Genomic DNA, 13,595 nt, shown 5'->3' on the forward strand with positions numbered 1-13,595 from the left:
GTTCCACCGCGCATGAACACGTGGCGTGCTTTTCTGCGCCAAAAAACAGGTCATCATCCCATTGCACCATCCAACGCTTCGCCCCCAAGGAGTCCAGTTGAATGCACATTTAGCAGCCAAACGGCACACGCTTTTGCATGCCATCATCACAGTTTTGCTCGGCCTATTCCTCGTTGCCTTCCTGGCGTTCTACACCATGTTCTCCTCACAGGTGGCCACCGGCGCCTCGGATCTCAACGACGGAATGGGCAAGGCCAACGACGGCGTCATCAAGTTGGCCGACGGCTCCAATGCCGCCGCCTCCGGTGCCACCGAACTGGCCGACGGCACCTCGGCGCTCTCCGCCGGGGCACAAAAACTGCTTGACGGCACGGATAAGGCCGCCAGCGGAGCTACCCGGCTGTCCGAAGGAGCCACCGAGCTCAACGCTGGAACCTCCAAGCTCATGCTGGGTGCAGTTGATGCTTCGGCCGGTGCTACGAAGCTCGGCGACGGCGCGGGAACCCTGGCCACAGGTGTGGACAAGCTTGCCGACGGCACGCAGAAGGTTGATGCAGCAGCGGACAAACTGAACTCCGGCGCTTCCAAATTGGCCACCGGAGCAGGCAGCGCAAATACGGGTGCACAATCATTGAGTGCAGGTTCCACTAAATTGGCCGATGGCACCTCATCGCTGCTGACCGGCACCGGCGCACTGGATGATGGAGCGCAGGCGCTCAAGTCCGGTTCTCACGAGCTTTCCGACGGACTCTCCGCGCTGGGCCTAGGCACCTCAAAGGTTGATTCCGGCGCCCAAGAACTCTCCACCGGTGCCCAGCAACTCTCCGCTGGAGCAGGTGCCGCCAACGATGGAGCACAGAAGATCGCCGCAGGCACCCAGGCTGCAAACGCCGGTGCACAGAAACTCGCCACCGGCACCAGCAGTGCGGCGGCAGGCTCCGACGCGCTTGCTAACGGCAGCGATAAGTTGCTCGGCGGCGTCGAAGAGCTCGCCGCCAAGGCTCCCGCACTGATTGAAGGCGTCGGCGCCCTGAAGGACGGCTCCGATCAGCTGGCCACCGGCAGCACCAAGCTGGCCGCGGGTACCAAGGCGCTGGCGGGCGCTGCTCCCGCGTTGCGTGAGGGCATTGTTGCCGCTCAGGAAGGCTCGGTAGCAGTGGAAACCGGCGCCAAGAATCTTGATGGTGGGCTGCAGACCGCTGCCAGTAAAGCGGGCGAATTGGCTGCTGGTTCAACTCGTCTTGCCGACGGGATGGATCAGCTGGCAACCTTCATCAAGGAGAACCCAGCAGTTCCGGTGGGCCTCTTACAGGACAAGATCGAGAAGCTGAATGCTGGTGCCACAGAGCTTAACGGCGGCATGATCAAATTGGATGCTGGCACCACTACCCTCTCCGCCGGAGCCACCAAGCTCGCGACCGGATCCGGCAAGTTGGTTGACGGCATGACTCAACTCAAGACCGGGACCAAGGATCTCAAAGATCAGACGACAGCGTTGAACGCGGGTGCTCAGGCCATCAAGTCCGGTGCCAGCTCACTCGATGGTGGGCTCGGCAAACTCAGCGAGGGCTCCAAGGCTCTGGGTGTAGGTATCGGTTCACTCAAGGACGGCGCCACCTCCCTGAACGCCGGTGCCCAGAGTCTGAATTCGGGACTCACCCAGCTTGATGCGGGCTTCAACGATGAGAAAGCCGGCCTGCTGGTGGGACTAGATTCGCTGGGCAATGGCGCCTCGGCGCTGGCCGAGGGCACCGACGCTCTGGCCACCGGATCCACCAAGCTCAGCACCGGCGCAGGTTCCCTCGCACAGGGAACCACGTCATTGAGCGAGGGCACGGGCAAGCTCAACACCGGCGCGCAGAAACTGGCAGCCGGTGGAACCAAGCTCGCCGATGGCACCTCTGCTTTGGAAACTGGCGCTACCGCCCTTGATCAGGGTGCCGCGAAGCTGGCCGACGGAAGCAAGAAGCTGGCCACCGGAACGCAGAAATTGCAGGATGGTAGCTCGACCTTGGCTGCTGGCACCTCCACGCTGGCCACCAAAACTCCCGCTCTGGCTCAGGGTGCCGAATCGGCAGCTGCCGGTGCGTACAAGATCAAGGATGGCGCACAAAGCCTGGCCGCGGGCAATGGCAAGATCGCCCGTGGCGCGCAGGATTTGGATGCGGGAGCGGCCAAGCTCGCCGGAGGAACCGAATCTCTGGACCTTGGTCTCGAATCATTGCGCAAGGGCACCTCGACCCTCTCCACCGGTGCCACCGCCCTTGATGAGGGTGCAACCAAGTTGGCCGATGGCAATTCGCAGCTCGCCACCGGGCTGAGCTCGCTCAACGAGGGATCCACCCAATTGGCCAGCGGCACCTCACGCCTGGAAGCCAGCACCCAGGCCGTGGCAGCTTCCAGCATCGGTAGCAGCCCCAGCGCCCTGTTGCTCTTGATTCCGCTGCTGTTGCTGTTGATCCCGGCGGTCATCATGATCCGCAATCGCCGACACCTTCGCGGCTAATTAGTACCACTCTTACAACAAGCGTGGTCGGTCAGTTCCCTCTCAGGGAACTGACCGACCGCGCTTGTTGTGGTGCAATACGAATAAATTCGCAAAAAACATTGAACGTTCGGGAATGGACCGGAGCCGCACGGTGCTGTAGTTGGCATGGACATCACCACCATTCCCATCTCCACGATGGACGGGCAAACCACATCCCTCGCCGACTATGCAGGCCAGGTGGTCTTGGTCGTCAACGTCGCCTCACGCTGCGGACTCACCCCGCAATACGCAAAGCTCGAAGCCTTGCAGAAGACCTACGGGGAACGCGGTTTCACCGTGCTCGGTTTCCCCAGCAACCAATTCCTGCAGGAGCTGGGTAGCAATGAGGCCGTCGCCGAATTCTGCTCCAGCACCTACGGCGTGAGCTTCCCGGTCTTAGACCGGGTGCGAGTCAACGGCAAGAACGCCCACCCGCTGTACACCGAACTGAAGAAGACCAAGGATGCCGCGGGGAAGGCCGGGCGCGTCACCTGGAACTTCGAGAAGTTCCTGATCCTGCCCACCGGGGAGACTCAACGCTTCCGCCCGAAGGTTGAACCGGATGACCCGGCCATCATCGCTGCGATCGAGTCGGGCCTGGGAAACTAGTCGCGTTTGGGCCGCCGCGGCTTACTGAGCCAGGGACGCAGCAAGCGTGTGGTGACCGGCAGGAAAATATAGGTCATCAGCGGGGTGAGGATGCATGTGGTCAGCAAGACCACTAGGACCACCGGCCAAGCGCGCAGGTGCGGCACCAGCAAGAGGTTGGCGAGCAGGCTCAGCGGGAAGAACGGCAAGAAGATGGAAACCGCTTGTTTCCAGCGCGGGGGAACTACCGTTTCGGAAATATTCACGGTGGTTTCCCCGGGATGCTCAAACCAGCCCTCGATCCCGGTGCGGTGCTCAACCTTGGTAATTTCTACCAGCTCGGACGCGCTGTTGATCCACCAGCGGCGTTCCTCGGAATCGTCCCACGCTGCAAGCGTTGCGGCCGAGGAGAACCGGTAGAGCACGTGCCATTCATTGGAATTCGGAGACGTGCGGATCCATCCGGATCCTAGGTAACCGTCCCATTCGCGAGCCAGGTCTTGACCCGCCTGGACCCAGGCGTTGAAACGTCGATGATGTTCGGGCAATACCGTCCGTGTGATGGAGACGGTTATAGGGGTAGCTTGTGGCATTTAGACAATCTAGTACCCCATCCCCGGCTATGACGAACCGAGAACCGGATAAACACTGTCCACCCGTTAATCTGGCGGTGTCTATGCCACGGCGAGCACGTTCTCGGTGAGGGTCGAAGGCAGGGCCGCCCCGTTCGCAAGATGCACTGGCCCCGAAGTTTTTGCCTCAAAGTCCGCGCAGTGTCCCACTGCCATCAAGTTTCCGCGCCGATACATCAATTCCTTCGAGCCCGGCGTCACCCCTGACTCGACATGGCGCCACGGACGGTGAGCGGGCTCTGGACTGAGACCGAAATTCGGTGATCGTCATTGTTGCCGGGCCACGAGATCTGCACAATCCACTCGCCGTCCGGCTCGGCGAGGCGGTAGACGGTGGCGAACTCCATCGTTCCGCCCTGGTCAACCGTCGGCTCCACAGTCCACCGCTGGTCCAGAAGAAATTCGCCGGCCACGTCTGCCGCTTGCGCGGGCGTCACATCGGTAGAAACTTCGACGGCCGACCAGATCGTCCAGAAGGCGGTGTCGTGTTCCGGACCGACCAGCAATTTGGTCTCGCCGAACTGCGGCTGGGACGTCATGCCAACGTCGAATGCGTCGTTCACCGGCACGTGTTTGAGCATCCCCGCGTAAATCTCTTCGGCGCGGTCTTGGTACTCTTCGCGCCGACTTTCTAACGGCGGGGCTGAACACCCCGCCAGCGCCATAACAATTATGAAGAACACGCCGATCCCGACGCCGTTCAATGTCCGCATGCCACCAAAGTAGCACTCGAAGAATCCTCTTTGGGAGGTGCTTGTCACCGGCATGATGGATGGGCAGATTGGCTTGCTGCCGATGACTGTCCTGCTTTGCGTGAAGACTCTGCCCTGAAAACCCGGTTACGAGGTCGCCTTAGGTCAGCACCATCTCAGCCAACCCCCACCGGTGTCGGGGCTGACCCGGATGTTTCGCCCGTTTCGCCCTCCGCTATGACCAACCGACCACCAGCCGAGCCGCTTGAAGCGGAATGGTTGGGTCAACCCCGGTGAGCGTGGCAAAACGCTTGAGCCGGTTCATCAGTGTATTTCGGTGGCAAAAAAGTTCATCAGCGGCATGGGCAACACTTCCCGTGCGTAGGTAGGCGTGCACCGCCTCGGTGAGACGTCGACGTTCAGTGGTTCCGCATTGTTCCAGGGCCCGATCAACTTCCCCCAGCCCCGGCGCTCCGGCCTCGGCGAGCGCCAGCCTAGCCATCCGCGCCCAGCCACGGCTCCATGTCATCGCGCCCTCTTCGGCCGGATCCAGAAGGTTGGCCAGTGCTCGTGCCACCTGCGAGGCCTGCCCAATATCTTCTAGGGTGCATAATTCGGAAACCACCCCACAGCTGAGCTTCTCAACTCGCGCGCTCAGGCGCAGACTCTCGGAGCCTGCCCTGGTCTCGGCGGGGTAAAAAACGATCAAGGCATCGGATACCGAATAGGTGTACACCTTATTGCTGGCTCGTTCATTGGCCAGGGCCAGCCGCAGGGCGGGGATCTGCTCCCTTAGCGCTGCCACCACCACGTACCTTGTATCCAGTGGCTGTCCCAGTTCCTGAGCAATGCGCTCCAGGGCGGTGGCTGAAAGATTGCGTTCGCTGAAGAGCGTGGCGAGGTATTCCTGTCGTTTGCTCGCAGCTTCGGCTTGAATTCTTGCCGCTTCCCGCACGTAGGCTCGTTGGGTTTCCCCGGCGTAACTGTCCACGACTTCCCACACGCGGGCGGTGTGCCGCACCAGCAGCAGCGCATCCTCGGTGCGCGCGAGTGAGGTGATGGCTTCCCAGAGGATTGAGAAGTCCAGCCGGATCGCCGTCATCAGCGCCTCGATCGGTACTCCGGCCCGAGCCCGGGTAACCCCGACATCCAGAGAAATGGCGTCACGTTCGCGCAGGGAATCCGGCTCGTCGTGCTCAACCTTCATCGCCACGATCAACGCCTCAAATGATGCACCGCCGGTGCGCATGATTTCGCTAACCGGCAGCGGGGAGCTGGCGTAGCTGGGAATGGTACTTAGGCGTTGCACAAATTCATGGGTCAGCTTCCCCACGTCCAGCCGATCCAGTAGAGCGGTCCAGCGCATTGCCTCGTCACTTTGGTGACTTTCTGTTATTTCTGAGAAATCTGGCGTTAACATGACCTCATATTATGTGCTTTTGCACTGTTTGTGGTGTGCAACTCGTTGTAAAAAGTGCGCCACATCACCGGCGATCCTTGGGAAGATAAATAACGTCCCTCACATTCCCCGGATGGCGCGCAGCGAAGTATCGGCCCTCCTCCACTTGAGATTCAGGCAGAAAAATCCCATGACGCACACTGGAACACTCGAAGCGGGTGCAACCCGGCAAATCTCCGACAAGGAGGCCACCAAGGTTGCCATCGGCGCACTCATCGGCACGGCCATGGAGTGGTACGACTTCTTCCTCTTCAGCGCGGCAGCCGCGCTGATCTTTAACGTTCAGTTCTTCGCAAGCCAGAACGCCACGGCCGCGGCCATGGCAGCCTTCGCTACCTTCGGTGTTGGGCTCGTGGCTCGCCCCATCGGCGGCATGATCTTCGGTGTTATGGGAGATAAGATCGGGCGCCGCAAGACGCTGATGATCACCATCGTTGGCATCGGTTTCATTACCGGGCTGATCGGCCTGCTGCCAACCTACGCCGCCATCGGCATCGCCGCACCCATCCTGTTGGTGCTGCTGCGCATCGCCCAGGGCCTGTTTGTTGGTGGCGAATGGTCCGGCGCCATGACCATCGTGGTGGAAAACGCCCCGTTGCACCGCCGCGCCCGCTACGCCGCCCTGCCACAGATCGGATCCCCGATCGGCACCATCCTCTCCTCCGGCGGATTCTTCCTGATGACCATCTGGCTCTCGAAGGCAAACTTCGACGCGTGGGGCTGGCGCATCCCCTTCCTCGCCGCCATCCCGATGCTGCTGGTCGCCCTGTACATCCGTAGCCGCCTGGATGAGTCCCCGGTCTTCAAGGAACTCATGGAGAAGGGCGAAACCGAAAAGGCCCCGATCCGCACCACGCTGGTCGAATCCTGGAAGCAGATCATCATCGGCATGGCCGCCGGCATGCTCGGCATTGGCGGCTTCTACCTCGTCACAGCGTTTGTGGTCTGGTACGGCGTCAACGTGCTGAAATACGAGAGCTCACTGATGCTGCTCGGCGGAATCATTGCCGCAGTGGTGGAAATCCCGGTCTTGATCCTCGGTGGGCGCCTCGGCGAACGCTTCGGTTCTTCCAAGGTCATCACCTACGGCGGCATCTTCTCCGCCATCATCGCCTGGCCCGCATTTATGCTCATCGATTCGGGCAACAGCGTGCTGGTCATCGTGGGCATGACGCTGGCCGTCGCCGCGCTTTCGCTGCCCTACGCCGCCTCCGGCACGGTACTGACCGGACTCTTCCCGGCCAAGACCCGCTACACCGGCGTCGGTTTTGCGCAGAACACCGCCGGCATGATCTCCGGGTTCATCCCGTTGGCCGCCACCGCACTGGTCGCCGCGGCATCCAACCACTGGTGGCCGGCGGCCGCCATGTTGATCTTCCTCTCGCTCTTCACCGCCGTGGCAGGCGTCATCGCCCCGCGCATGAGCGTTGATCTGCCCGGCTTCAAACACTAAGCATTCCCCCTCGGTGCGTTCCGCAGGTCTAGGCCAAGATCCTGCGGAACGCACCGGAACATCTCTTTTTACGCTCCAGCACAAAGGAACACCAGAGCCCATGACCATGTCAGCAGGACACCTCATCGTCAAGACCCTCGAGGCCCACGGTATCTCCCGCGTTTACGCAGTACCGGGGGAAAGCTACCTCGATGTTCTTGATGGCCTGCACGATTCATCCATCCACACCGTGGTCACCCGCCACGAGGGTGGTGCCGGATTTATGGCACTGGCCGAGGGCCGGCTGGGTCAGACACCTGGCATCGCCATGGTCACTCGCGGCCCGGGTGCCGCCAACGCCATGATCGCCATCCACACCGCCTGGCAGGATGCCACTGCCATGGTGCTCTTTGTGGGCTTGATTCCGCTCGCTGACCGGGGACGTGACTCCTTCCAAGAATTCAGCCTGGGCGGCTGGTTCTCCACCACCGCGAAGGGCGTTTTTGTCCTGGATGATGAGCATCAGGCCGGGGATCTGGTGGCTCGTGCCCTGCGTTTGGCCTCCACTGGCCGCCCGGGCCCCGTGGTGGTGGGTCTGCCCGAGGACGTTCTGGTCCGGCTGACCGAATCCCCTCTCCCGGCACTGCTGCCGCTGCCCACCTCCGCCCCCAGTGCCGCGAGCCTCGATGCCCTCGCTACCGCGCTGGCTAGCGCACAGCGACCGGTCATCATCGCCGGCGGTGATGATTGGGAGACTCACACCTCGGTTGCCCTGGCCGACTTCGCCGCCGCCGCGCACGTACCGGTGCTCGCCGATTGGCGCGCCTACGATGTCATCAACCACGAATCCCCCGCCTATGCCGGCTGGTTGGGCTATGGCCGGGCCGAGCGCACCGTCCAGGCGCTGAACGACGCCGACCTGCTGATATTCATCGGCTGCACCCGCTCCGATGTGCTCTCCGAGGGCTACAAGGCCGCCCTCAACACGCCAACCATCGTGGTGTCCACCGACGCCGAACTCATCGGCCATGCCGGACGGATCGACGCTCACCTGAGCGTGAGTCCCGCCGAACTGGTAACCGCGCTGCCCCAAGGAGGGACAGTGCGCGGAACCCGCGGCCCCGCGTGGATGGACACCCAACGGGCCCAACAGCTGGCCTTTAGCCGACCGGGCCCCGACGGTGGCACCGGCGTGGACTTGGGCATCGCCTTCGAAGCTCTTGAGGCAGCACTGGATCCGGATCGGATCCTGACCTATGGGGCCGGCAACGCCACGCTCTGGGGCCACCGCTACCTCTCCCACCACGGACCCAAGTCCCTGGTGGGCCCGCGCAACGGCGCCATGGGTCTGGCCGTCCCAGCGGCTGTGGCGGCCAGCATCATGTACCCCGGACGCCATGTGGTGGCGATCTGCGGAGATGGGGACTTCTTCATGAACGCCCAGGAGCTGGCGGTGTCCTTCGCCCACGGCGGGACCCCGCTGGTGATTGTGGCAGATAACGGCATCTTCGGGACCATCGTGGCCCACCAGCAAAACCACTACCCGCAGCGTCCTTCCGGCACGGCGATGGAGAACCCGAACTTTGCCCAGTGGATTCAATCCTTTGGTGGACACGGGGAGTTTGTTGAGACGACCGCAGACTTCGCCCCGGCCCTTGAACGCGCGCTGGCCAGCGGGAAACCGGCGGTGCTGCACCTGAAAACGGATCCGAGCACCATGGGTCCGGGCACCGTGGCACACCACGAGCTGGCCACCCGATGAGACTCGATCTGTTAGTTCGTGCCGGTACGATCCTCACCCTGGATGAGGATCGCCCCACGGCCCGGGCCATGGGCATCATCGGTGGCCGCGTGGTGGGATTTGATGAGGAATTGGATGGCTGCACCGCGGATCGCCTCGAGGACTTCGGCGATGCAACGATCACCCCCGGATTCATCGACGCACATTGCCACACCACCTGGTGGGGTCTGGGACTCTCGGGGCTGGATCTTTCGCCGGCACGCGGGCTCGAGGAGCTCTACGCCCTGCTCGAGGCCGAAATGCTTCGACTTGAGCAGCAGCCGGGTGTGTGGCTTAACGGCACCGGCTTTAATCACAAGAACCACGGTGGGCTGTTCCCGGACATCAAGCGGCTCGACGCGATTACCGGCGGCCGGCCGCTCTACCTGCGCCACGTCTCCGGGCATGCATCCATCACCAACACCGCCACCCTCGCCCTGGCCGGTGCCCTGCAACCTCATTTCACCGATCCCGTGGGTGGTGCCGTGGTGCGCGATGCCAACGGAGCCCCCACCGGACTGGTCGAGGAAGCAGCACAGGGCATCATCCAAAAAATGCTGCTGCCCTACTCTCTGGAGCAGATCGTCTCGGCCCTGGACGCGGCGACCGCCCGCTACGCCGCCGAGGGCATCACCTCCTTCACCGAAGCAGGCGTTGGTGGTGGCTGGATTGGGCACTCCCCGGTGGAAGTCACCGCCTACCAGTTGGCTTTGGCCGCCGGGAAACTCCGCGCCCGCGCCCAGCTCATGCCCACTCTTGATGCGCTGGAAGTGCAGTCATCACATGCTGCCGATGCTCACGGCACCGGAACTGGAAGAGGTCTGGATCTGGGCATCGTGGCGGGGTTCGGCAATGAACATCTCTCCCTCGGCCCGGTCAAGGTGTTTATGGATGGTTCCCTGCTGGGCGCCACCGCCGCGGTGACCGAGGACTATTGCGGGCACCAACACAATACCGGTTACCTGCTTGATGACCCGCAGGAGTACCGCGAACGGGTGGCGGGCGCCTATCGCTCCGGGTGGCCGGTGGCCCTGCACGCCATCGGAGATGCGGCGATCGATCTGGCCATCGAGATCATTTCCGAGTTGCAGCTCAAGCATGGACCCAATGCCTTGCCGAACCGCATCGAACATTTCGGCATCGCCCGCCCCGATCAGGTCACCTCCGTGGCCAAGCACGGTATCGCCGTCACTCCGCAGGCCTCCTTCATTGGCCCACTGGGCGATCAATTTGCCGCACTGGTGGGCCCCGAGCGCGAGGGGTGGCTCTACCGAGGCCAGTCGCTACTGGAGGCAGGGGTTTTGGTCGCCGGAAGCTCGGATCTGCCGGTGGCAGATAACAATGTGCGTCGAGCCATGGCCTCGGCGGTCGACCGGTTGACCGAAAAGGGCAAGGTTCTGGGAGGCGCCGCCGAATGCCTGAGCCCGTTGGAGGCATTGCGGCTTTATACCGTCAACGCGGCCAAGGCCACCGGTCAGTTCACCGACCGTGGATCTCTGACTCGTGGCAAGCTGGCGGACTTTGTCATCCTCTCCGAGTCGCCACTGACGACCTCCGACATTTCTGCCCTCACAATCCTCGGGACATTTGTTGGCGGGAAGCAAAGTTACGCCCCGCTCCCCGTCGCCGCGACCGCCTGATCTCATCCTCTAAGACCCACCAATGAGCTGGAGTAGTTATGACCCTGAACAGCACAGCATTTCTTGCCGATTTCACCTCCATGAGCGCCAATGGAGCAACAGCTGGCGGCGGTGTTGACCGCCAGGCCGCCACGATTGCCGATGGACAGAACCGCAATTGGTTCCGTGGTTTGGTCGAGGGTCACGGATTCACGGTGCGTTACGACGCGGTGGGCAACCAGTACTCGATGCTGGAGCTAACACCCGGTGCCCCATGGATTGCCGTGGGATCACACCTAGATTCCCAGCCTTTGGGTGGTCGCTTTGACGGTGCCTATGGTGTTTTGGCCGGTGCGCATGCGGCAGCGCGTGTCCAGGAATCCCTGACCGGCTCGAGCGAGACCGCATCGTTTAATATCGTCGTGATCAATTGGTTTAACGAGGAGGGCTGCAGATTTAAGCCTTCCATGATGGGTAGCTCCGTTTATACCGGCAAGCTCTCGGCACAGCAGGTCCTCGAAACGACAGATCCGGCGGGCATTCGCGTGCGCGAGGCGTTGGAAGCCATCGGAACCATTGGGGACTTTGAACTGCCGGTGGCTGCCTACGTCGAGATTCATATTGAGCAGGGTCGCTCCATGGAGGATGCCGGTGTGAGCATCGGCCTAGTTGAGTCCACCTGGGGCGCCAATAAGTACGAATTCATTGTCCACGGGGATCAGGCGCATACCGGTGCCACGATCATCGCGGACCGTCAGGATGCTTTGCTGGGTGCCTCGGCACTTGTCGTTGCGGCCCGGGAAATTGCGTTGGAGCACTCAACGGATGAACACATGGTGATCACGTCCTGCGGTGAATTTAATGTCTTCCCCAATTCCCCGGTAGTGGTGGCGAGCCGGGTGAACTTGTTGGTTGATGTCCGTTCAACGGACCCCGATGTTCTTGCGGCGGCAGATGCCGATCTTCACGCCAGAATTGCCGCCATCGAAAAGATGGCGAATGTGAGCATTGAGCGTGGAGCCGAGCATGTTTGGGGTGCCAAAGCCTATGACCATGCCGGACTGAAGTTGGCCGCGGATGCAGCCGAGTCCTTGGGGCTGACCCATGGTGTGGTTCGCACCTTGGCCGGACACGACTCAACAAATATGAAGGACATTGTCCCAACCATCATGTTGTTTATTCCGAGTGTTGAGGGCATTAGCCACAACGAACGCGAGCTGACCCATGACGCTGACATGGTGGCCGGGGTTGATCTCTTGACCGAGGTGTTGTTGCGTGTGGTTCGCGGTGAATTTGTTTCTGCGTCTGGAAAGGCCCAAGACTCGGCGCTAGAGTCATCGGCTGTTTCTTAAGCACACACGGTGAGGGTCCTGTGGATGAATCGATTGAATCATCCACCGGACCCTCACCATTTTTTACGCTTTGTCGTGGTCTTTCGCCACTGGATGCACTGCTCGATCAGCGTTCAGTCGCCACAAAAGCTGCTCCACCAACCCAGGCAACCGCGGCGCCACCGACTCATACATCTGCCCACTACTAGTCGTCACCCGCAAAGCATGCCGCACACCCGGAACCGTTTCCTCCACCCACCCCGGAGACTCCTTCGTCGCATTACAACTACGACATCGACCATCAAGATTCTCCACCGAACTCGGCCCACCCCGAGCCGCCTGCACCACATGATCAATCTCCCGAATCAAACCATTACACCCCGGCGTCCGACAATGCTGATCCCGTAACATCACAAACCACTTCAGTTTCCCGCTAATCACCCGCGCCTTGGAATCCATAGCCACCAAATCCCCCGCACCAGGTGCCGTATAGAGCCGAACCACCTCAATATCCTCCGGATTCTGCCACGTTCCCAGCAAAAGCTTCCGTGAGCGATCCGCACTGATATATCCAAACCCCGGAATCAATGCCGGCTCCCCCTCCCCCGTGAAAAACGTTCCCTCCGTCATCACCAGATTCAACCGGACCCGCATATTCTCGTGATCCGTGAAACCCGTCATCGAGGTCAAGAAGTAGTCGGCAGCTATTTGCCCCCGAGTGCGTTCATCCCCGGCCGCTTGCCCGCGTCCTTCTTCCCGAGCCAAGACCTGCAGTATCGCCGCCCCATATTCCACGGGGACCAAACCGTCGATACGCATCCGGTAAGCATCAAAGCGATACACATGAAGATAACGACCCGCCCGAGCCTTCTGCTCCGAATCTTCCTCCAGCTCCGGTTCTAACAGCAGCGCCCACTGATGAATCGACTCACGCAATAAGGCATCCCCACCGCTAAAACACAGGGGACAGTCGGTGAACAACAGCTCCTCGATGAGACGCTGGTTTTCCTTCTTCAGATGCCGCACCCCACGGGCCACGATCTCGGCCTGATGGAAGGTAATCGTGTCATCACCCACCGCGGCCCGCGTGAGCGGTAAATCTCGGGAAATAACCCGCGAGAGATGCAAAAACTCCACCCCCGAGCAGCGCGGCTGCCGCAACACCAACGCCACCTCCGCCCCGATACCCCAGGACGGATTCTTCTCCCGAACCCCTGCCGACTTGCGCGTAGCGACCACCGCGTCCTCATGAGCACACGCAAGATCCGCTTGACGGGCACTGGCCGCAGACTTCAAATACTCAAAAGCCCCCAACGCCTCGACCCGATCAAAGGCCGTCCCCTCTATTGGAGTCTCATTCACGACGGTGGCCAAGACCCGCAGTGCGGCAGCTCCGGCAGTGGCAAGATACTCAGCCACGAGCGCACCAATCTCTACCCCACGCTGCGTTAACGCAGTGCTGGAGGCATCCTCACCGGGCACCGCACAGAGGGTGCCGGGAATCTGAGGTGATGACGTCGTTGCCATATCTCTAT

The 13,595-nt window shown here is 61.5% G+C and carries 10 protein-coding genes; 6 read left to right on the forward strand and 4 right to left on the reverse strand.

Features of this window, described 5'->3' with window-relative positions; translation table 11 throughout:
* The first annotated feature begins 97 nt into the window (after positions 1 to 97).
* Positions 98 to 2,506 (forward strand): YhgE/Pip domain-containing protein, encoded by a 2,409-nt coding sequence (locus HED64_RS01785; RefSeq protein WP_168150390.1) that lies wholly within the window; start codon positions 98 to 100, stop codon positions 2,504 to 2,506.
* Between the two features lie 147 nt (positions 2,507 to 2,653).
* The gene (locus HED64_RS01790; RefSeq protein WP_245325597.1) at positions 2,654 to 3,136 is read left to right on the forward strand and encodes a glutathione peroxidase; all 483 of its coding nucleotides are present in this window, start codon (positions 2,654 to 2,656) and stop codon (positions 3,134 to 3,136) included.
* Here the strand turns inward: HED64_RS01790 and HED64_RS01795 are convergent.
* The 3 genes from HED64_RS01795 to HED64_RS01805 form a co-directional block, all read right to left on the reverse strand.
* Complete coding sequence (locus HED64_RS01795) at positions 3,133 to 3,708, reverse strand: antibiotic biosynthesis monooxygenase (RefSeq protein WP_168150391.1); 576 nt, start codon at positions 3,706 to 3,708, stop codon at positions 3,133 to 3,135. The two genes, HED64_RS01790 and HED64_RS01795, sit on opposite strands and share 4 nt — an antisense overlap.
* 236 nt (positions 3,709 to 3,944) lie before the next feature.
* Entirely contained in the window at positions 3,945 to 4,460 is a 516-nt protein-coding gene (locus HED64_RS01800; protein ID WP_168150392.1) for a hypothetical protein, read from the reverse strand.
* A 214-nt stretch (positions 4,461 to 4,674) separates the two neighbouring features.
* Entirely contained in the window at positions 4,675 to 5,805 is a 1,131-nt protein-coding gene (locus HED64_RS01805) for an RsbRD N-terminal domain-containing protein (protein ID WP_168150393.1), read from the reverse strand.
* 223 nt (positions 5,806 to 6,028) lie between these two features.
* On the opposite strand from HED64_RS01805, the gene HED64_RS01810 reads away from it, so the two are divergent.
* The 4 genes from HED64_RS01810 (at position 6,029) to HED64_RS01825 (ending at position 12,081) form a co-directional block, all read left to right on the forward strand.
* The gene (locus HED64_RS01810; RefSeq protein ID WP_168150394.1) at positions 6,029 to 7,351 is read left to right on the forward strand and encodes an MFS transporter; all 1,323 of its coding nucleotides are present in this window, start codon (positions 6,029 to 6,031) and stop codon (positions 7,349 to 7,351) included.
* Positions 7,352 to 7,451: 100 nt separating this feature from the next.
* Positions 7,452 to 9,092: a thiamine pyrophosphate-dependent enzyme gene (locus tag HED64_RS01815; protein WP_168150395.1), complete on the forward strand. Its 1,641-nt coding sequence runs from the start codon at positions 7,452 to 7,454 to the stop codon at positions 9,090 to 9,092.
* Complete coding sequence (locus tag HED64_RS01820; RefSeq protein WP_168150396.1) at positions 9,089 to 10,750, forward strand: amidohydrolase; 1,662 nt, start codon at positions 9,089 to 9,091, stop codon at positions 10,748 to 10,750. Before HED64_RS01815 ends, HED64_RS01820 begins: the two co-directional genes overlap by 4 nt.
* A 38-nt stretch (positions 10,751 to 10,788) precedes the next feature.
* Positions 10,789 to 12,081, forward strand: a complete 1,293-nt coding sequence (locus HED64_RS01825; RefSeq protein ID WP_168150397.1) for a M20 family metallo-hydrolase — start codon at positions 10,789 to 10,791, stop codon at positions 12,079 to 12,081.
* 63 nt (positions 12,082 to 12,144) lie between these two features.
* On the opposite strand, the gene HED64_RS01830 is transcribed toward HED64_RS01825, so the two are convergent.
* The gene (locus HED64_RS01830; RefSeq protein ID WP_168150398.1) at positions 12,145 to 13,587 is read right to left on the reverse strand and encodes an HNH endonuclease; all 1,443 of its coding nucleotides are present in this window, start codon (positions 13,585 to 13,587) and stop codon (positions 12,145 to 12,147) included.
* Positions 13,588 to 13,595 lie beyond the last annotated feature (8 nt).

It is taken from the genome of Paeniglutamicibacter terrestris (assembly GCF_012271785.1).
Classification (GTDB): domain Bacteria; phylum Actinomycetota; class Actinomycetes; order Actinomycetales; family Micrococcaceae; genus Paeniglutamicibacter; species Paeniglutamicibacter terrestris.

Excerpts from the sequence above, each read along its gene's own strand:
- HED64_RS01790 (WP_245325597.1), top strand. The coding sequence starts at position 2,654 with ATGGACATCACCACCATTCCCATCTCCACGATGGACGGGCAAACCACA.
- HED64_RS01795 (WP_168150391.1), bottom strand. The coding sequence starts at position 3,708 with ATGCCACAAGCTACCCCTATAACCGTCTCCATCACACGGACGGTATTG.
- HED64_RS01800 (WP_168150392.1), bottom strand. The coding sequence starts at position 4,460 with ATGCGGACATTGAACGGCGTCGGGATCGGCGTGTTCTTCATAATTGTT.
- HED64_RS01805 (WP_168150393.1), bottom strand. The coding sequence starts at position 5,805 with ATGCGCTGGACCGCTCTACTGGATCGGCTGGACGTGGGGAAGCTGACC.
- HED64_RS01810 (WP_168150394.1), top strand. The coding sequence starts at position 6,029 with ATGACGCACACTGGAACACTCGAAGCGGGTGCAACCCGGCAAATCTCC.
- HED64_RS01815 (WP_168150395.1), top strand. The coding sequence starts at position 7,452 with ATGACCATGTCAGCAGGACACCTCATCGTCAAGACCCTCGAGGCCCAC.
- HED64_RS01820 (WP_168150396.1), top strand. The coding sequence starts at position 9,089 with ATGAGACTCGATCTGTTAGTTCGTGCCGGTACGATCCTCACCCTGGAT.
- HED64_RS01825 (WP_168150397.1), top strand. The coding sequence starts at position 10,789 with ATGACCCTGAACAGCACAGCATTTCTTGCCGATTTCACCTCCATGAGC.
- HED64_RS01830 (WP_168150398.1), bottom strand. The coding sequence starts at position 13,587 with ATGGCAACGACGTCATCACCTCAGATTCCCGGCACCCTCTGTGCGGTG.